Source organism: Rhizobium sp. P1_B8, assembly GCF_056406515.1.
Genome location: NZ_JBFTZZ010000012.1, coordinates 111,269 through 128,747 on the forward strand (window position 1 = coordinate 111,269; position 17,479 = coordinate 128,747).

The 17,479-nt window shown below is 60.7% G+C and carries 21 protein-coding genes; 7 read left to right on the forward strand and 14 right to left on the reverse strand.

Annotated elements, in window-relative coordinates:
- Nucleotides 1-52 precede the first annotated feature (52 nt).
- Complete coding sequence (locus AC1D2N_RS15910; protein ID WP_130716037.1) at nt 53-2,239, reverse strand: transglycosylase domain-containing protein; 2,187 nt, start codon at nt 2,237-2,239, stop codon at nt 53-55.
- A gap of 203 nt (nt 2,240-2,442) precedes the next feature.
- Between AC1D2N_RS15910 and AC1D2N_RS15915 the strand changes: the two genes are divergently transcribed.
- The gene (locus tag AC1D2N_RS15915; protein WP_130652066.1) at nt 2,443-2,919 is read left to right on the forward strand and encodes a YcgN family cysteine cluster protein; all 477 of its coding nucleotides are present in this window, start codon (nt 2,443-2,445) and stop codon (nt 2,917-2,919) included.
- Between the two features lie 119 nt (nt 2,920-3,038).
- Here AC1D2N_RS15915 and AC1D2N_RS15920 read toward each other — a convergent pair whose 3' ends face one another.
- A complete protein-coding gene (locus AC1D2N_RS15920; protein ID WP_130652067.1) occupies nt 3,039-3,599 on the reverse strand; it encodes a TetR family transcriptional regulator in 561 nt (186 codons plus the stop codon).
- Nucleotides 3,600-3,778: 179 nt separating this feature from the next.
- Between AC1D2N_RS15920 and AC1D2N_RS15925 the strand changes: the two genes are divergently transcribed.
- Nucleotides 3,779-4,693 carry an SDR family oxidoreductase gene (locus tag AC1D2N_RS15925; protein ID WP_130652068.1) on the forward strand — a complete coding sequence of 305 codons (915 nt, stop codon included), beginning with the start codon at nt 3,779-3,781 and terminating at the stop codon, nt 4,691-4,693.
- A gap of 76 nt (nt 4,694-4,769) precedes the next feature.
- On the opposite strand, the gene AC1D2N_RS15930 is transcribed toward AC1D2N_RS15925, so the two are convergent.
- The 5 genes from AC1D2N_RS15930 to AC1D2N_RS15950 form a co-directional block, all read right to left on the reverse strand.
- On the reverse strand, nt 4,770-5,837 hold the full coding sequence (locus AC1D2N_RS15930) for a fatty acid desaturase (protein ID WP_027685400.1): 1,068 nt from the start codon (nt 5,835-5,837) through the stop codon (nt 4,770-4,772).
- A gap of 294 nt (nt 5,838-6,131) precedes the next feature.
- Entirely contained in the window at nt 6,132-6,275 is a 144-nt protein-coding gene (locus AC1D2N_RS15935; RefSeq protein ID WP_003557866.1) for a hypothetical protein, read from the reverse strand.
- A 476-nt stretch (nt 6,276-6,751) separates the two neighbouring features.
- Nucleotides 6,752-7,087, reverse strand: coding sequence for a hypothetical protein (locus AC1D2N_RS15940; RefSeq protein WP_130652069.1), 336 nt, complete (start codon nt 7,085-7,087; stop codon nt 6,752-6,754).
- Nucleotides 7,088-7,325: 238 nt separating this feature from the next.
- Complete coding sequence (locus AC1D2N_RS15945; protein ID WP_026230636.1) at nt 7,326-7,703, reverse strand: hypothetical protein; 378 nt, start codon at nt 7,701-7,703, stop codon at nt 7,326-7,328.
- Between the two features lie 96 nt (nt 7,704-7,799).
- Entirely contained in the window at nt 7,800-9,200 is a 1,401-nt protein-coding gene (locus tag AC1D2N_RS15950; RefSeq protein WP_130652070.1) for an MFS transporter, read from the reverse strand.
- A 123-nt stretch (nt 9,201-9,323) separates the two neighbouring features.
- Here AC1D2N_RS15950 and AC1D2N_RS15955 point away from each other — a divergent pair, with 123 nt between their 5' ends.
- A complete protein-coding gene (locus tag AC1D2N_RS15955; RefSeq protein ID WP_130652071.1) occupies nt 9,324-10,286 on the forward strand; it encodes a LysR family transcriptional regulator in 963 nt (320 codons plus the stop codon).
- Between the two features lie 7 nt (nt 10,287-10,293).
- Here AC1D2N_RS15955 and AC1D2N_RS15960 read toward each other — a convergent pair whose 3' ends face one another.
- From AC1D2N_RS15960 to AC1D2N_RS15985, 6 genes are all read right to left on the reverse strand, one after another.
- Nucleotides 10,294-10,674, reverse strand: a complete 381-nt coding sequence (locus tag AC1D2N_RS15960; RefSeq protein WP_113543395.1) for a VOC family protein — start codon at nt 10,672-10,674, stop codon at nt 10,294-10,296.
- 184 nt (nt 10,675-10,858) lie between these two features.
- Entirely contained in the window at nt 10,859-11,701 is an 843-nt protein-coding gene (locus AC1D2N_RS15965) for a transglutaminase-like domain-containing protein (protein WP_477981566.1), read from the reverse strand.
- A 27-nt stretch (nt 11,702-11,728) separates the two neighbouring features.
- Nucleotides 11,729-12,004 (reverse strand): DUF1488 family protein, encoded by a 276-nt coding sequence (locus AC1D2N_RS15970; RefSeq protein WP_113543397.1) that lies wholly within the window; start codon nt 12,002-12,004, stop codon nt 11,729-11,731.
- The gene (locus tag AC1D2N_RS15975) at nt 11,995-12,312 is read right to left on the reverse strand and encodes a hypothetical protein (RefSeq protein WP_018241285.1); all 318 of its coding nucleotides are present in this window, start codon (nt 12,310-12,312) and stop codon (nt 11,995-11,997) included. The genes AC1D2N_RS15970 and AC1D2N_RS15975 overlap by 10 nt, the downstream gene beginning before the upstream one ends.
- Entirely contained in the window at nt 12,309-12,644 is a 336-nt protein-coding gene (locus tag AC1D2N_RS15980) for a hypothetical protein (RefSeq protein WP_047619713.1), read from the reverse strand. The genes AC1D2N_RS15975 and AC1D2N_RS15980 overlap by 4 nt, the downstream gene beginning before the upstream one ends.
- A complete protein-coding gene (locus AC1D2N_RS15985; protein WP_105005483.1) occupies nt 12,641-12,904 on the reverse strand; it encodes a hypothetical protein in 264 nt (87 codons plus the stop codon). Before AC1D2N_RS15985 ends, AC1D2N_RS15980 begins: the two co-directional genes overlap by 4 nt.
- Before the next feature lie 512 nt (nt 12,905-13,416).
- Between AC1D2N_RS15985 and AC1D2N_RS15990 the strand changes: the two genes are divergently transcribed.
- From AC1D2N_RS15990 to AC1D2N_RS16005, 4 genes are all read left to right on the forward strand, one after another.
- Nucleotides 13,417-13,734: a co-chaperone GroES gene (locus AC1D2N_RS15990; RefSeq protein ID WP_003557889.1), complete on the forward strand. Its 318-nt coding sequence runs from the start codon at nt 13,417-13,419 to the stop codon at nt 13,732-13,734.
- Between the two features lie 48 nt (nt 13,735-13,782).
- A complete protein-coding gene (gene groL, locus AC1D2N_RS15995) occupies nt 13,783-15,417 on the forward strand; it encodes a chaperonin GroEL (RefSeq protein ID WP_130652072.1) in 1,635 nt (544 codons plus the stop codon).
- A 64-nt stretch (nt 15,418-15,481) separates the two neighbouring features.
- Nucleotides 15,482-15,874 carry a hypothetical protein gene (locus AC1D2N_RS16000; protein WP_018241289.1) on the forward strand — a complete coding sequence of 131 codons (393 nt, stop codon included), beginning with the start codon at nt 15,482-15,484 and terminating at the stop codon, nt 15,872-15,874.
- A 66-nt stretch (nt 15,875-15,940) separates the two neighbouring features.
- Nucleotides 15,941-16,111: a hypothetical protein gene (locus AC1D2N_RS16005; protein WP_165403082.1), complete on the forward strand. Its 171-nt coding sequence runs from the start codon at nt 15,941-15,943 to the stop codon at nt 16,109-16,111.
- A 103-nt stretch (nt 16,112-16,214) separates the two neighbouring features.
- Here the strand turns inward: AC1D2N_RS16005 and AC1D2N_RS16010 are convergent, their stop codons facing one another.
- A complete protein-coding gene (locus AC1D2N_RS16010) occupies nt 16,215-17,378 on the reverse strand; it encodes a Gfo/Idh/MocA family protein (protein WP_130652073.1) in 1,164 nt (387 codons plus the stop codon).
- Between the last annotated feature and the right edge of the window lie 101 nt (nt 17,379-17,479).

Sequence of the window (17,479 nt, forward strand, 5' to 3'; positions counted from 1 at the left end):
GCATCGATGCAGGCGGACGCTGATGGGAGATCAGGACGTCAGGCGTGGCCGGCTACTCCGCGCTCGCCACCTTCGCCGGCGCGAGCGGGGCGGCATCCTTCAGCTTCTCGCCGAGCTTCTTGAGGATGTCCGTCGATTGAACCGAAAGCATGCGCGGCCGGATAAGCTGCGGCAATCCGTCCTGCGGCTTGGCGGCGGCAGTCTTGGCGAGATCCTTGTCCGAGGGTAGGGGGTTTTCGATGCCTGGGATGGCCCGCAGCGTCACACCTTGATGGGCGTAGTCCATGGCGCGCTTGAAGGTCATCGCCGGCAGCGAGCCGCCGGTCATCTCGTTGGTCGAGGTATAGTCGTCATTGCCGAACCAGACGGCGCAGGTGTAATTGCCGGTGAAGCCGACGAACCAGGCGTCGCGATAGGCCTGGGTCGTACCGGTCTTGCCGGCTGTCACGATACCGTTGTCGAGGGCTGCCTTGCGCGCCGTGCCGAAATAGGGAACGCGCGACAGCATCTGGTTCATATAGGCATCGGCCTTTTCGGAGAGCACGCGTTTCGGCGCCGGCTCGTCGCGGTCGAAATCGTAGAGCACGTCGCCGTCGTAATCGAGGATCTGGGTGATGCCATGGCGGCGCGACTGGTAGCCGCCAGCTGGGAAGGTGGCGTAGGCCGTCGCCTGGTCGAGCACCGTCACCTCGGAGGTGCCGATCGGGATGGTAACGTCGTCGCGGATCGGCGTTTCGACGCCGAGGTTCTTCGCCATTGCCCGGATCGGCTGAATACCGAGCTTTTCCTTGGCGAGCCGCACCGGCACGGTGTTGATCGACTGGGCGATGGCGGTCTCGAGCGTGATGCGGCCGGCATAGCGATTGGCATAATTATGCGGGCTCCAGTTGCCCCAGGAGATCGGTGCGTCGACGATCGTCGTCTGCGGCGTCATCCCGCTCTCCATCGCCACCGAATAGGTGTAGACCTTGAAGGAGGAACCTGGCTGGCGCAGCGCCCTGGTGGCGCGGTTGAACTGGCTCTCGCCGTAATCCCGGCCGCCGACCATGGCGCGCACCGCACCACCGTTCTCGATCATCACCATCGCGCCCTGCTTGGCGTGATAGGCCTCGCCATATTCGCGCAGCGATGTTTCGACCGAATCCTCGGCTGCCTGCTGGATGCCCATGTCGATCGTCGTGCGCACGATCAGCGAATGCTGGTGGAAACGCGGTGAAAGCCGCTGCACCTCGTCGAAGGCCCAGTCGAGGAAGAAATCGGGCGATTCCACCTCGTTGCGGTCGACGACGGTGGCTGGATTGCGCCTGGCGGCGATCACCTGGCCCTCGGTCATCAGCCCGCTCTGCACGAGATTGGTCAGCACTTCGTTGGCGCGGGCACGCGCCGCCGGCAGGTTGACATGCGGCGCATATTTCGCCGGCGCCTTGAACAGGCCGGCAAGCATGGCGGATTCGGCAAGGTTCACATCGGTGATGTTCTTGCCGAAATAAAACTGTGCCGCCGCCGCTGCGCCAAATGTGCCGCCGCCCATATAGGCGCGGTCGAGATAGGTGGAGAGGATTTCCTTCTTGGAAAGGTTCGCCTCGAGCCACAGTGCCAGGAACGCCTCGGTGACCTTGCGGTCGATCGAGCGTTCGTTGGACAGGAACAGATTCTTGGCGAGCTGCTGGGTCAGCGTCGAACCGCCCTGGACGACTTCGCCGGCGCGTGCATTCTCGCTCATGGCGCGGAAGAGGCCGATGAAATCGATGCCGAAATGGTCGAAGAAGCGCCGGTCCTCGGTGGCGATCACCGATTTGATCAGCGAATCCGGCAGCTCGTCGATCGGCACCGAATTCTGGTGGATGACGCCGCGATGGCCGATGACGTTGCCATAGCGGTCGGTGAAGGTGACGGCGAAATCGCCGCGGTTGCGCCAGTCCTCCTTGGTCGCCTCGAAGGCCGGCTGGGCCAGCAGCAGCATCAGCACCGAGCCGGCCGCCCCGAGCGTCAGCCCTTCGCCGGCAAGTTCGAAGACCATGCGCTTCCAGCCGCGCACGCGGAAGCGGCGGAAGAAGATGGTAATGTCTTCCCAGATTTCGGCGGCGCGGAAGCCGGCGTTCCAGACGGTCGAATCGATCCAGGAATCGATGCGCAGCAGAATGTGACGGCTCTTCCTCGGCCGCTTGTCCGCCGCCTCGTTCGCCGCTTTTCCGGGCCTGTTTTCTGGCCCGTTTTCTGGGTTGTCCGGATCCTGCACGTCCTGTATTCCCGCCTGATCGCGCTTCGGTCATATCCGACGAAAGCGCAAGGCCCGCATATGGCCGCAAAGCTCTCCGATACCAGGAGAGAATTCTCCGAGTACCAGGAGTATACTGAGAATTGATTGATTTTGCGGCTGATAACAAGAGAGATGCATGAGGCTCACGCGAATTTGCGGGCCGCTGTTGCAAGAAACGAACGATGAACGATCTGCCCTTCTGGAAGAGCAAGACGCTTGCTGAAATGACCGTCGCCGAGTGGGAAAGCCTCTGCGACGGCTGTGGCCTCTGTTGTCTCAACAAGATCGAGGAATGGGATAGCGGCGATATCTATTTCACCTCGGTCAGCTGCAAGCTGCTCGACGGCGAAAGCTGTCGCTGCTCCAGCTATGAGAACCGCTGGGATTTCGTGCCGGACTGCGTGCAACTGACGAAGGAGAACGTGCCTGACATTGCCTGGCTGCCGCCCACCTGCGGCTACCGGCTGGTCAATGAAGGCCGCGATCTTTACTGGTGGCACCCGCTCGTCTCCGGCGACCCGGAGACCGTCCATGCCGCCGGCATTTCCGCGCAGGGCCGCGCGATCAGCGAAAATGAGATCGATATCGATGATCTCGAGGATTATGTCGTCGACTGGCCGCTGACGGTGGGTGAGGAGAAGGACGAAGAGGAAGCCTAGAACAGGATGATTTTAGGCCGGGTCGGCCTAAAATCTGAATCCTGTTCTAACTTAAAGAGTTAGAGCATGATGTCGTCTGAAAACCGCTTACACTTCTCGGCATCATGCTCTAGGCGGGCTCAGGACTTTATTGCCGCAAGGAAGCGCCGCAGTTCCGTCTCGACATAGGCAGCCACTGGCCCGTCTGCGCCAAAACCCCACCAGAGCAGCGATCCCTGCCATTGCGACAGCATCAGCCGGGCGATTGTCTCCGGCGCCTTTGCCGATCCGAAACATCGGGCGATTGCCGCCGTCAGTGCCGCTCCCCAGGCGGCACCCCGGGCACGCAGCACCGGATCGCGGAAATCCTCGCGAAGTACCAGCAGTCCCTCGCCATAGGCGGCGGCATTATCGCCGTAATCCTGCGACAGGCCGACGAGCAGCGCGACGGCGCCTTCCGGCGTTTTCGGCACGGTCTCGGCGAGCCGCGCCGTTTCCGCATCCAGCCGGTCCCAGGCGTGAAGCAGCGCTGCGCGCAGCATCGCCGCCTTCGTTGCGAAACGTTGCACCAGCGTCGAGCCGGAAAGGCCGCTCGCTTTCGCCACCGCCGCAAAGGTCGCCGCCTCCGGCCCTTCGGCGTGGATCAGCGCCAGCACCATGGCGAGAAGCTGTTCATCGGAAAGTGTGCGGCGACGCGGCATGAAATTCCTCTTGCATTCGCCTCGAATGTAAACGATCATTCGTTTATATACAAGCGGCGCCAGCTGGAGCAATTCCAGGAAAAGTGTGAAGCGGTTTTCCTTCCGGAATTGCGTAAAAACAAAGAGTTAACCCCGGGTGCCTACGGCATGAAGGCCGTTCTAGCGTGGAGGATGGAGAAGTGACAGCGAACTTGCGGGAGAAAGTTGCCTTGGTGGCGGGTGCTACGCGCGGCGCCGGTCGAGGCATCGCGGTGGAACTCGGCGCCGCCGGCGCCACCGTTTACGTGACGGGGCGCACGACGCGCGCTCAGCAATCCGAATATATGAGACCGGAGACGATCGAGGAGACGGCCGAGCTGGTGACATCAGCCGGCGGCAGGGGCATTGCCGTGCAAGTGGACCATCTCGTCGAGGAACAGGTCGAGGCGCTGGTCGCCCGCATCCGCGGCGAAGCCGGCCGGCTCGATATTCTCGTCAACGACATCTGGGGCTGCGAGAAACTGTTCGAATGGGACAAGGCCGTCTGGGAGCATTCGCTGGACAAGGGCCTGCGCATGCTGCGGCTCGGCATCGAGACGCATCTGATTACCGCCCACTACGCCCTGCCGCTGATGATCGAGCGGCCCGGCGGGCTGCTGGTCGAGATGACCGACGGCACGGCCGAATACAATGCCACCCATTACCGGCTGTCGCCCTTTTACGACCTCGTCAAAACCGGTGTCACACGCATGGCCTGGGCGCATGCGCAAGATTTGGCGAAACATGGTGCCACCGCAATTTCGATCACGCCCGGTTGGCTGCGCTCCGAAATGATGCTGGATGCTTATGGCGTCAGCGAGGAGAACTGGCGCGAGGCGACGAAGGTACAGCCGCATTTCGCCATTTCCGAAACGCCGCATTTCGTCGGCCGCGCCGTTGCCGCTATCGCTGCCGATCCCGACCGCGCCCGCTGGAACGGACAATCGCTATCGAGCGGCGCGATCGCCAAGACCTATGGCTTCGACGATATCGACGGTTCTCGGCCGGATTGCTGGCGCTACATGGTGGAAGTGCAGGAGCCCGGCAGGCCGGCGGACGTGACGGGCTATCGCTAGAACAGCATGATTTTAGGCCGGATCGGCCTAAAATCTGAATTAGAGCATGATGTCGTCTGAACCGCTCTCAAGTCCGTTACCGGGCGGCGGCGAGGCGCGCTGCGTCGCGAAACGAGACCAGTCGCTTCGTCTGTTCGTCCCACAGCACCAGCTTGACGCAACGCAGGCTTTCCATGAGCGTGATGCGGCCCATATCGGCAAGCTCAGGATGGTCTCGCAGCACCTCAGGCAGCCGGTAGTAGGGCACCCGGCTCGACAGATGATGCACGTGGTGGATGCCGATATTGCCGGTGATCCAGCGCAGCACTGGCGGCAGGTCGTAATGCGAGGCACCGTGGAGGGCCGCATGCTGGAACTGCCAGTCCGGCTTCTTCGACCAATGTGTTTCCTCGAATTGATGCTGCACGTAGAACAACCAGACGCCGGCAGCACCTGCCAGAAGCACGGTCGGCAGATGCACCAGTAAAAAGGGGACGATTCCGACCGCCCAGATCAGCAGCGCGGCGACCAGTGCGATGGCAAGATTGGTCGCCATGGTCGAGACCCAGGGCAGGGCGCCGGAGCGCATCATGCCGAAAGGCAGGCGCTGCTTGAAGAGGAACAGCCAGGCCGGTCCGATCCCGAACATCACGATCGGATGCCGGTAGAGCCGGTAACCAAGCCGGCCCCAACGCGACAGCGCGTTGTATTCGGCGATTGTCAGGGTTTCGATGTCGCCAACGCCGCGTTCGTCCAGGTTTCCGGCCGAGGCGTGGTGTTCCGCATGCGCCCGGCGCCAATAGTCGTAGGGCGTCAGCGTCAGGATGCCGATCGTGCGTCCAACCCAGTCGTCGACGCGGCGACGGGCGAAAAACGAGCCGTGGCCGCAATCATGCTGGATCATGAACAACCGGAGCAGGAAGGCGGCGGCGGGAAGGACGAGGATCAGGCCGGGCCAGAAGCTGTAATGAACCGCTGCCCAAGCGGCAGCCCAGAACAGCGCGAAAGGGATGACGGTGACGACAAGCTCGAAAGCGCTGCGTCCGGCTCGTGGCTGGCGATATCCGGCAAGGATCTTCAGCCAGCGTTTTTCAGCGAAAAGCTCGGCATTCGCCCGGGATCGCTCAGGGGTTTCGTTCTCCGGGTTTTCGTCAGACTCGCCCAAAGGGGCCACTTGGGTTTCCTCGCACTCGCTGCGGCGCGCAGATTCGATCACAGAGTGACGCCGTGAAAGGCCGCGATGGCCGAAAGGCCGAGTGCAATCACTACGGCCGAGCGAATGAGGAAGAGCGGATAGTCGAAGTGGTACATTGTATGAAGAGTGGTCATGGTTGCAGCAATTCCTTTTTCGAGAACATGTCAATGGGTGATGATGTCACGCCAGCGTGTCCGACAGGACGCGCTATCACTTGCGCCGTTACGCGCAGCGAGGGCGAGAGTGGCGGCTCGATAAGAGGTTCTATTTCTTTGGAGCACTGCCCTGCGGGGCGGTTTTGGTCGCCGTCTTCATCTGGTTGGCGAATGTGCTTTCCACCTTCGCTTCCTGCTTGTCCTTCTTCGGCTTCCGGACCTCGCGATTGCTTCTTACCTGTCCTTTTGCCATGGATAAAATCTCCCTTTAGATCGAAATTGAAAGCCGCAGCCTGCGTGGTATTCGCCCCGTTTGTCGGTCGCGATCGAGATCGCGGGATCGTCATGAGGGGCAACCCGACAACACCGGGCCGCAGGGATGGAATGAAAATGATGCCTGCTGAAACCGCATCGCTGTCTGGAGGCGGATGACCGGAGAGGTCACCGAAAGCCAAACCCGACGTTGAGACGGGACGTCACCATGCTTTCGCGATCGGGAAAATGGCGGGCCGGAAATCCGGTCACCGCAAATGCCGCATCGGCCAAATCAGCGAGCCCTCCTTATAGAGTAAAATTGAGGTGCCATTAAGGCCGTCGCCGCAGGAAAGCCATATTTCCACAGGGCATAACGCCTGTCGCACAAAAACTATGCAGCGGTTTTGCGATCACGACATGCGTGAAAACAAAGAGCTGAAGCGCGAGGAGCGAATCTGAAAGATTGCGACCGCCTTAGTCATTCACCGGAAACAGGCGGATCAGCTTCGTTCTTTCCATCTCCGCCAAGCCTGATGTCGACATGATGCCGCGGGCCAAACAGAGTTCTATGTCCCGTCCGATATCGAGCGGCACCAGCATACCGCCGGCCTTGAGCAGGCGGTCTGTCATCGACAGAAGCAGATCCACTTTCGCCTGGCAGCCATCGATTTCCAGGAGCGCCACCCGGCGCTCCCTGTCGATGTCTGCGAGATCCCTAGCCTGTTGCCGTTGTTGGTAAGCCCCGAATTGCACCCATCCGAAATAACCGGTCGCTGCGACGCAGATACAGAGCAAGAGGATTTTGCGCACAATAATCCTTCGGAGCCGGGCGGCTCGCTCGCCTCTACAGCGCCGTGCGTCTTTTTAGACGCGCAAAGGACGCTGTAGCAATTTGAATTGCTGCATAATTTTGCCCTTAAATCGATTCCGATTTAAGGAATTATGTAGCGGAGGATTTCCTGGTTTCTCCGAGTGACGGAAATGCTCGATCTTTTTGTTTTTGCGCTATCCGGAGGCAAAACCGCTGCGCACTTTTGTTGGTACTGCTCTAGCCGACAGCGCGTCTTTCGCGGGGCAATCCCTGTATCGCATATCGGTTAAAGACGGGGGTTACCGGTTTCGGCGGCGTCTTCAGCTTGCCGAAATGGTGTTCGAGCGCTTGTGAGAGCAAGGCCGGCGAGGTGACGCCCTCTTCGAACAGCCTGATCAACAGTATGGCCGCGACGTTGAAGACACGTTCGTTGCCGATCAGGATTTTGGCGTCGTAGCCGGCGTCGTCGAGCACGCCCTGCAGCATGTCGAGATCGGACGAAGTCAGATGCGGCTTTTCGAAAGTGGAAGACATCGGTCCTCCTTTCATCGGGGCAAGGGTATAAAAACCCTCAGTCGGCAGCGCCCGTACACTGGCTGCCGAAGTTGCGACCATGCGCCTTTCAACCAGGCAACGCAACGGGATTCTTGCAGCAAATATCGCTGCGGTTGATGAGTAGCCCGCACCGGTCAGGGTGCGGGCCGATGACGGTCATTCCGCCGCCTGATAGATGGGCCTCCGGGCGGCCGATCTCCGCGGACCGGCGGCTGCAAGCAGGGTGATCGCCACCGCAAGCAGCGCCACGAAAGCGATTCCGGCGATATAGGGGTTCCAGCCGAAATGTGGCGCGGCGCCGAAGACTGCCGAGGCGGCCGCGAGCACGATGCCGCCACCGATCTGGAAGGAGGCGAAAAGCAGTCCGGAGGCGAGCCCTGACTTGTCGTCTTCCACGTCGGAAAGAGCCGCGACCTGCACCGAGGGGTAGGTCATGGCGTAGCCGAGGCCGAGCGGGATCTGCGAAAACAGCACCAGTAGGATCGGGTCGACATGTCCGAGTGCTGTCACCCAGAAGATGTAGCTGAACGCCTGCAGGCCGACACCCGCCGCCATCAGCCCGGTGGCGCCGCGATTTTGCGCAAGCGTCGCAAAACGCGGCGCCAGGAACATCACGAAGACGCCGCCGAGCGCAAAGCAGAAGCCGGTTGTGAAGGCCGACCAGCCGATGACGTTCTGATAATAGAGCGTCGCCAGGAACTGGAAGCCGACATAGGCGCCCTGGAAGAGAGCGGCGATCGCATTGGCATGCCGGAGCTTGGCCCGGCGGAACATGCCGAGCGGCACCATCGGATCGGCATGCCGCGCTTCGACCACGAGGAAGAGCAGAATCAGCACCAGCGATGCCAGCAGCGAACCCCAAGTCGGGAAGGCTTGCCAGCCGGCGGCCGCAGCATTGGTGATGCCGAAGACGAAGAGCAGCAGCCCTGGCGTGATCGTCAGCGCGCCGGCCCAGTCGAAACTGGGCCGCGGTCCCGTCCTTTTGGGGTCGGCTGGCAGCGCCAGCGGCGCCAGAAAGAGTGTCAGGATGGCGACGGGCGCGCCCATGACAAGCGTCGCCCGCCAGCTGAAGATCGTCGCGGCACCGCCGAGCACCATGCCGAGCACGAAGCCGGTGGCGCCGGTAGAGGCGAAGACGCCGAGCGCCTTTGCTCGCGCGGTTCCCTCGCCGAAGACGGAGAGCAGCAGCGCAAGGGCTGCAGGCGCGGTGAAGGCAGCCGCAATGCCCTTGATCAATCGGGCAGCGATCAGTGTCGGCCCACTATCGACGAAGCCGCCGGCGATGCTGGCGCCGGCAAAGATCGCCAGCGACCAGAGGAAGACGCGGCGATGGCCGAAGACGTCGGCGACGCGGCCGCCAAGCAGCAGGAAGCCGCCATAGCCGAGCACATAGGCGCTGACGGCCCATTGCAGCGATGTCGCCTCCATGCCGAGTTCGGCCTGGATGGCAGGCAAGGCAACGCCGATGGTGGAAACGTCCATGGCGTCGAGGAAATTGGCGGTGCAGAGCAGCAGCAATGCCAGCCCCGCCCCGCTTCGCGATTTGGAAAGAGTCATCGAAATCGTTCCTTCTTTGCTGCCGCCTCATCGGGGGAGGTTGCCGGGCGGCAGGGAACGAGAAAATGTACAGCTTCCTTTCCTATTGCAAATTGATAGTAGCCATGCCAGGTATTACTGACGATGATGAATGACGCCACGCTTCGCAAGATCGACCTCAATCTCCTGCTGGCTTTTTCGGTGCTGATGCAGGAGCGCAATGTCAGTCGCGCCGCCGAGCGCCTGCTGCTCGGTCAGCCGGGCCTGTCGGCCGCATTGCGGCGCCTGCGCGAAGCGCTGGACGACGAGTTGTTCGTGCGTGTCGGCCGCGGCCTGCAGCCGACGCCGCGCGCTCTTTCCATCGCCCCGGCGATCGAGGATGCGCTGTCGGGCATCGAGCGCGCCATCCGCCCACAGGCCGAATTCGATCCGGCAAGCTGGCAGGGCGAGTTCCGCATCGGCATGTGCGACAATCTTGAATCGGCCTTCTTCGGCCCGCTCGCCGCCCGTCTTCTCCAGCTTTCACCCGGCGCCCGGCTGATCGGCATCGCTTCCGAAAAGCGCGATGCCGCACGCCGGCTGGATGAAGGCGTCTTCGATTTTAGCGTCGCGATGCATGACGAACCCGCCTCCTGGCACATTCGCGCGCCGCTGTTCGACCAAGTCTCGATCTGCATCTACGATGAAGCTCAGCTCGGGCTGAAGGCGCCGTTGAGCCTCAAGGATTTCGCCAATGTCGCGCATGTCACCGTCTCGTTTGAAGGCAACACCTCGACCGGTATCGACATGGCGCTGAACCGCACCGGCGATGTGAGACAGGTAGTGGCGACCGTCCCGCGCTTTTCCGCTCTGCCGATGGTGCTGAAGGCGATGCCCGCCATTGCCACCGTGCCGGAATCGATCGGTCGCTGCATGGCGCAGTTACATGGGCTGATGCTTTGCGAGCCGCCGCTTTCGCTGCCGACCGATCCCGTGACGATGCTTTATCGCCGAATCGACCAGACGGACGGCCGGGCGCGCTGGTTCCGTCGTCTGTTCATCGATGTAGCCAATAAGGCGCTCGAAGCTTCCGGCTGCTGCGTATCCATTCCGAGAGCCTCTGCCTGACGGTCAGTTATAGCTCGCCTTTGTGGAAATAAGCTTCGAGGCGATAGCCGTCGGGGTCGATGATGAAGGCGGCATAATAGAAGCGCCCGTAATCCGGCCGGATACCCGGTTCACCATTATCCGTGCCGCCAGATGCGACGGCCGCCGCGTGAAAGGCATCGACCGCAGCCTCATTCGGGGCGACGAAGCAGAAATGCAGCCCGGATCGCATGTCGGCAACAACAGGCTGTTCGACCTGCATCACCCAAAGGCCGACCCCTTCCGGGCCGTAGCCGATCGTGGTGTCGGAATTGGAGAGGCGCTCATATCCGAGCGGCGCCAGCGCCGCATCGTAGAAACGGCGGGCTCTTTCGAGGTCTTTTACGCCGATGGAAATGTGATCGAACATGGACTGCGAAACTCCCTATCTTCCGCTAATGACTGCTCACACCCAAGATGGCTCGACGCCAACATCTTTCAACCGCTGTTCTAAAGCATGTCGCGCAAAAGTGTGTGGGATAGGCAGTCCTACGACCGCTGCCGCCTGCGGCAAAGCCTGCGGCCGGACATTGCCGCATCCACCCAGGTCTGGTTTAAACAGCGCCCTCGGCGACGCTTTGCATCTGCTGCAGCTCCGTCACCTCATAGGTCCAGACTCGAAACGCCTTCAGCACATGCGGTCCGAAGGAATTGATGAGCGGTATGTCGGCGGCATCGCGCCCGCGTGCGACGATGATGCGACCGATCCGCGGTGTGTTGTTGCGCGGATCGAATGCATGCCATGCACCGTCAAGGAAGACCTCGATCCAGGCGCTGAAGTCCATCGGATCAACGACGGGAATGCCGATGTCGCCGAGATGGCCATTGATATATCGGGCAGGAATGTTGAGGCAACGGCACAACGCCACCGCGAGATGCGCAAAGTCGCGACAGACGCCGACGCGTTCGTGGAACGCCTCGAAGGCTGTCCGCGTCGATCGCGCCTGCATGTAGTCGAATTGGATATGGCCGTGAACGAAATCGCAGATCGCCTGAACGCGGCCCCAGCCGGGTGAGACGGTGCCGAACATATCCCACGCAATTTGACTGAGACGATCCGTTTCGCAATAGCGGCTGCCCATCAGGTAGACGAGGCAATCATCCGGCAACTCCGAAACCGGGAGTTCCCTGGCGCCTGGCAGCGACCTGTCCGGTTTGCCGTCGTCTTCGATCGTCGCATCGCCCCATATGGTCAGGTCGCCCGCTGGGGCAACCAGCCGAAGACAGCGGTTGCCGAAGAGGTCGCGATAAGTCGAAGTGGGAACATCGGGCGTGGTGAATACAGTTTCCGKAATTCTGATGTCGGCCGCACGATCCTCATGAACCGACAACAGGCATACCAATGCGGTCGGCTGCGGGCAGGTCAACGTCATTTCATAGCCATAACGGATCAACATGGAGCGTTCTCGCGCGTCCGGATCCGTCTAGCGGAAATCCGCCGCAGTTAGAGTATAGAAGGCGCGGCGGCGGTAGGAATAGGCTTTGTGCGCCACGTCCTGAATGGAGTTGCGCAGGGCGTCGAAGGAGGAAAGCCACCTCGTTTCCGAAGGCTCGGTTCTTTGCAATGAGGCATCGGATTTCGCCAGTGCGCCAACCTCGATGAAGAACAACACCTGGAACATGCCGTCATGGCCGACGAAGCGCACAGCATTTCTCACAGCATCGAAGCTTCGGCTTTGGTTCAGAAAAGCTAGCGCCATGGTTGGACCGGCGGGCTCTTACGAGCACTCCGAGCGGCGCCCGACAGCCTCAACCATTCCTTCCGGTATCCTATGTTGAGGAGATTGAAGGACATCATGTCCTTCCCGGCCTCAGAACGGCTCTTGCCGATCATGGCATGGTCGGCGTGCACGGGAACGCTTGCAGAAACACGATAGACGGTCCACGAACGGGCGGATTCGATCCGGCGGTCGTGTTCGATCTCCATGGAGTAGCGGCCGGGCGCTTCCCATGTGTGGACGGCAAAGGCATTCCGTCTTCGTTCGGCTTCGTCTCCATGGCTATTCACGATGTCAACCTTTCGTCATTCGGGCCGCGGCCTTGGCCAAACGTCCTCTCGATCAGTGTTGCGCCGCTGCCGGCGGGCGATAGGTTTACCAGTTCCAGGCTATCTTCCGTCGCGACCCGCTCATGACGTTCATCATCACTGCGGATGCGGTATTGCAGCACATTTCCTCTCAGAGGCAGCGTGGCGGTAATGCGGTATGTGTCGGGAAGCTTGGAGGGAACGACCAAGAACCCGTCCTTCACCCGGACAGTCTGCCCCACCTTGAAGATATGTGTCGCTGCCTCGCGCCGGACTGAGCGTCCATTGCGTTGCGGGATGCGCGTAGCGGTCATGACGGTTTGTGGTCCTTTTCGAGCACGGTTTCGAGATCTGACAGGTGGATAGGCATCATCTGCTGCGTCGAACTCTGCGCGGCGATCGCCGGCAGGTGGATGAAGGCACCGACCCGTCGCCAGGCAAGCCTGGAAACGCTTTCGATCAATTCCTCGTCATAATCGACGCGGTATTCTCCGGCTGGCTGCGCCCCGTCGAAACCGGGCAGGCGGAATGGGGATGAAAAGCGGACGACGGTTTGTGTGGTGCGACTTGTCACTGCTGAGGCCTCCGCAGGAATACACCGATGCGTTTCCTGTATCGTTGAGATCCGAACCGGACGAACTCGAGGCTGCCGGTACATCCGCGGTCAGCGCCAAGCTCATTCCGGATCGGAACAGGCGAACTCAACGCCGGAACGACGTCATGGATCGCTGTCGAGAATTCAGTGGTGATGGCGGGTCGTAGGTCTCTGACACCGCGAAGCCAAGTTGGCCAAATCGACGAGACCTATCATTGCGCCTCTATTGAGTTTAAATCAAGATAAATTCTGATTTATCTATAAAAAACGCCAAATTAACTCTTCGTTCAGGAAAATAAAATGAAGCGAGATGGCGTATAAAATTCTATTCATTTCCTGATTATTACAAAATATCCGGTCGGATTGATTTCCTGAATATCTCAAAAAAATTCCTCCGCGAATAATATTTCTTGGCACTCCTATCAATCGAGTGCCACGAGTGTTATTTATGAGTTGCAGCCGCCATACGCGCCGGCAGCAGAAAGACCTCTATGAAATTCCGTTCACTTCACGACCGCGTCGTCATTCGACGTGCGGAAGGCGATGTCAAATCCAAGGGCGGGATCATCATTCCAGACACCGCCAAGGAGAAGCCGCAGCAAGGCGAAGTGGTCGCAGTCGGCCCGGGTCTGCGCGACAAAAGCGGCAATCTGGTCCCGCTCGATGTCGAGGTCGGTGATCTCATTCTGTTTGGAAAATGGTCGGGGACAGAGGTCACGATCGATGGCGAAACCCTTCTGATCATGAAGGAGACCGACATCATGGGCATCGTCGAAAAGACCGAGGCGGCTGCCGACAAAGCCGCCTGAGAGTCGAATTTGTGACCGCATCTCAAGACTGAACTGGGAAGAAATATCATGTCTGCCAAGGAAATCAGATTCTCCAACGACGCGCGCGACCGCCTGCTGCGCGGCGTCGAATTGCTCAACAACGCCGTCAAGGTGACGCTTGGCCCGAAGGGTCGCAACGTCGTCATTGACAGGGCCTATGGCGCACCGCGCATTACCAAGGACGGCGTCAGCGTCGCCAAGGAGATCGAGCTCGCGGACAAGTTCGAGAACATGGGCGCGCAAATGGTGCGCGAGGTGGCTTCGAAGACCAATGATCTTGCCGGCGACGGCACGACGACGGCAACGGTGCTCGCCGCCTCCATCTTCCGCGAAGGCGCAAAGCTCGTCGCTGCCGGCATGAACCCTATGGATCTCCGGCGCGGCATCGATCTCGGCGTTACCGCCGTCGTCAAGGAAATCAAGGCGAGGGCGATGAAGGTCAAATCGTCAAGCGAGATCGCCCAGGTCGGCACCATTGCCGCCAATGGCGACGCCGCCATCGGCGAGATGATCGCCAAGGCGATGGACAAGGTCGGCAATGAGGGCGTCATAACAGTCGAAGAGGCGCGAACCGCCGAGACCGAACTCGACGTCGTCGAGGGTATGCAGTTCGACCGCGGCTATCTCTCACCCTATTTCGTCACCAATGCCGAGAAGATGCGCGTGGAACTGGAGGATCCCTATATCCTCGTTCACGAGAAGAAACTCGGCAGTCTGCAGGCGATGCTGCCGATCCTGGAAGCCGTCGTACAGACCGGCAAACCGCTGCTCCTCATCTCGGAGGACGTCGAAGGCGAGGCGCTGGCGACGCTTGTTGTCAACAAGCTGCGCGGCGGCCTGAAGGTCGCAGCCGTCAAGGCGCCGGGTTTCGGTGATCGCCGTAAGGCCATGCTGGAAGACATTGCCGTGCTCACATCAGGCCAGATGATTTCCGAGGATCTCGGCATCAAGCTCGACAACGTCACGCTCGATATGCTCGGCCACGCCAAGCGCGTGCTGATCGACAAGGAATCCACCACGATCATCGACGGCTCCGGCGAGAAAGCGGCCATCCAGGCACGTATCCAGCAGATCAAGGCGCAGATCGAGGAGACCACTTCCGATTACGATAAGGAAAAGCTGCAGGAACGCCTGGCGAAACTCGCCGGTGGCGTCGCGGTTATCCGCGTCGGCGGCGCGACCGAAACGGAAGTCAAGGAAAAGAAGGACCGCATCGACGATGCGCTGAACGCCACCCGTGCGGCGGTCGAAGAGGGCATCGTCCCCGGCGGCGGCGTGGCACTGTTGCGCGCCAAGTCGGCGCTCACGGGCCTGACCGGGGAGAACGCCGACGTGACGGCGGGCATCTCGATCGTGCTCAGGGCGCTCGAAGCCCCGATCCGGCAGATCGCCGACAATGCCGGGTTCGAGGGCTCCATCGTCGTTGGAAAACTCGCGGGCAGCAATAACCACAATCAGGGCTTCGACGCACAGACGGAGACCTATGTCGATATGATCGAGGCCGGCATCGTCGATCCCGCCAAGGTCGTGCGCACCGCTCTGCAGGACGCCGGCTCGATTGCGGCGCTTCTGATCACCGCCGAGGTGATGATCGCTGACATTCCCGCAAGAGACTCCGCCCCTGCAGCCGGAAATGGCGGCATGGGCGATATGGGATACTGAGAACAGCCTGAACCGTCCGGCGTGGCCGGACGGCGAACCCGAACAATAGACAGGGAGAATTCCAATGTCCGTTCAGAGCAGCAGCAAGACATCGATCACCCAGCGTTTCGACAGTTACCAGCCATCCAAGACGCTTCTCGTCTGGGCCTGCGTCGTCACGGCAATCGCCACGATGATTATCGGCTTCAGCTGGGGAGGTTGGGTAACAGGCGGCACGTCAAGCAAAGCGGCAGCCGCCGCCGGCGACGTTGCACGCGGAGAACTGGCGTCCGCCATTTGCGTCGAACGGTTCAATGCGGCGCCGGATGCGGGCGCTAAACTGATCGAGTTCAAGGCGATTACCGAAGGCTACAAGCAGCGTCAGTTCGTCGAGGCCGGCGGTTGGGCGACCATGCCTGGGCAGACCTCACCCGACAGCCGAAGTGTTCAGGCCTGCGCCACCGCGCTTGCCATCTGACACCATTTTTCAGAGCACTCCGATATCTGGGCGGAGCGCTCCCACTCTCAAAGCAGGAAATGACCAATGATCCGTTTTGTGAAAAAGAGCGACCCGCAGCCACCCGCAGACGACGCCGGCGACAACCGCTTCCAGAAAATCCGCGAGGCAGCTGCCGACGAGCATAAGAAAGCCGCCAACGACAGCACGCGTCGCCGCCCGCCGCAGGCAACGGAGGATGACGATCCGCTTATCTGAGAGGGTATGGAAAGGCGTCCTTGAACAGGTCTCCAGCGCAACCGTGTAAAGCCGGCATATGGCGCGATCTGAGGGCAGGGACGCACCAGGGCTCCTTGAAGACCTAGCGATAATCCAGCCAGATCCCGCCAGCGTCGGCGGAACGCACGCAGTTTTCCACCCAGCGTACCCCTTCCAGTCCGGCATCGACATCGGGAAAGACGAGGTCTTCGATCCCCGCAGGGGCGAGGCCGCGCTCTCTGTTGATGGCAAAGCCGAAGCGGCGATAGAGGTTCGCCCAGGCTTCGAAGAGACCTTCCGGGTGACCGCCGCCGATCCGGTCGTCGATCCTGGCTTGTGGATAGAGATAGCCCATGCCGCGCTCGAGGATGCGAGCCGGTTCGCCCTGGATCTCGTAGGAGAGCTGGTTCGGCCGCTCGTCCCACCATTCGATACTGGCCTTCGAGCCGACGATGCGGATCTTCTGGCCGTGCATGGAGCCGGCATTGACGGCGCTCGACCAGATGGTGGCGATCGCGCCATTATCATATTCCATCAGGGTCACCGCATTGTCTTCCAGCGGCGCGCGGCTTTTGACGAAGCTCTGGCGGGTGCAGAGCAGACGCCTGACCTTCAGGTGCGGCAGGATGACCTTGGCGATATAAAGCGGGTGGGTCCCGACATCGCCGAGGACATAGCTGGAACCTGCGAATTTCGGGTCGACGCGCCAGCGCGTCGAGGGGTTCTGCTCCTCCACCGCAGCGCTATGGAAGCCATGGGCGAATTGCAGGTTGACGATGCGGATCTCGCCGAGATCACCATTCCTGACCATGGCGCGTGCCTGCTCGATCATCTGGTGGCCGGCATAGCCGTAGGTCACGCCGACGATCCGGCCGCGCGCCCGGGAAAGCGTCTTCAGTTCTTCGGCCTCGGCGATCGTGAAGCAGAGCGGCTTTTCGCAGATCACATGCAGATCATGTTCGAGTGCCGCTTTGCAGATCGCGAAATGGGTGTTGTTGGGTGTCGCGATCGACACGGCCTCGATGCCGTCGGCGCGCCCGGCTTCGGCCGCAAACATAGTCGCATAGTCCCGGTAGCTCCTGGCTTCGTCGAGCCCCAGATCGAGGCCGAAGGCGCGGCCGCGTTCGGGATCGATATCGAAGGCACCCGCCATAAGGGTAAAGACGTCGTCGCGATGCGCTGCCGAGCGATGAATATAGCCGATCTGGCTGCCTTTGCCGCCGCCGACCATACCCCAGCGGATCGGTTTTTGCCTGTTATTCGTCATAGTTTTTTCCCTAGCAATTCCAGCAAAAGTGCGCAGCGGTTTTGCGTCCGGAATTGCGCAAAACAGAGATGGAGCGTTTCCGTGTTTCGAAGAAAACGGAA

Excerpts from the sequence above, each read along its gene's own strand:
- AC1D2N_RS15915 (WP_130652066.1), top strand. The coding sequence starts at position 2,443 with ATGAACGATCTGCCCTTCTGGAAGAGCAAGACGCTTGCTGAAATGACC.
- AC1D2N_RS15920 (WP_130652067.1), bottom strand. The coding sequence starts at position 3,599 with ATGCCGCGTCGCCGCACACTTTCCGATGAACAGCTTCTCGCCATGGTG.
- AC1D2N_RS15935 (WP_003557866.1), bottom strand. The coding sequence starts at position 6,275 with ATGGCAAAAGGACAGGTAAGAAGCAATCGCGAGGTCCGGAAGCCGAAG.
- AC1D2N_RS15945 (WP_026230636.1), bottom strand. The coding sequence starts at position 7,703 with ATGGTCGCAACTTCGGCAGCCAGTGTACGGGCGCTGCCGACTGAGGGT.
- AC1D2N_RS15950 (WP_130652070.1), bottom strand. The coding sequence starts at position 9,200 with ATGACTCTTTCCAAATCGCGAAGCGGGGCGGGGCTGGCATTGCTGCTG.
- AC1D2N_RS15955 (WP_130652071.1), top strand. The coding sequence starts at position 9,324 with ATGATGAATGACGCCACGCTTCGCAAGATCGACCTCAATCTCCTGCTG.
- AC1D2N_RS15960 (WP_113543395.1), bottom strand. The coding sequence starts at position 10,674 with ATGTTCGATCACATTTCCATCGGCGTAAAAGACCTCGAAAGAGCCCGC.
- AC1D2N_RS15970 (WP_113543397.1), bottom strand. The coding sequence starts at position 12,004 with ATGGCGCTAGCTTTTCTGAACCAAAGCCGAAGCTTCGATGCTGTGAGA.
- AC1D2N_RS15980 (WP_047619713.1), bottom strand. The coding sequence starts at position 12,644 with ATGACCGCTACGCGCATCCCGCAACGCAATGGACGCTCAGTCCGGCGC.
- AC1D2N_RS15990 (WP_003557889.1), top strand. The coding sequence starts at position 13,417 with ATGAAATTCCGTTCACTTCACGACCGCGTCGTCATTCGACGTGCGGAA.
- groL (WP_130652072.1), top strand. The coding sequence starts at position 13,783 with ATGTCTGCCAAGGAAATCAGATTCTCCAACGACGCGCGCGACCGCCTG.
- AC1D2N_RS16000 (WP_018241289.1), top strand. The coding sequence starts at position 15,482 with ATGTCCGTTCAGAGCAGCAGCAAGACATCGATCACCCAGCGTTTCGAC.
- AC1D2N_RS16005 (WP_165403082.1), top strand. The coding sequence starts at position 15,941 with ATGATCCGTTTTGTGAAAAAGAGCGACCCGCAGCCACCCGCAGACGAC.
- AC1D2N_RS16010 (WP_130652073.1), bottom strand. The coding sequence starts at position 17,378 with ATGACGAATAACAGGCAAAAACCGATCCGCTGGGGTATGGTCGGCGGC.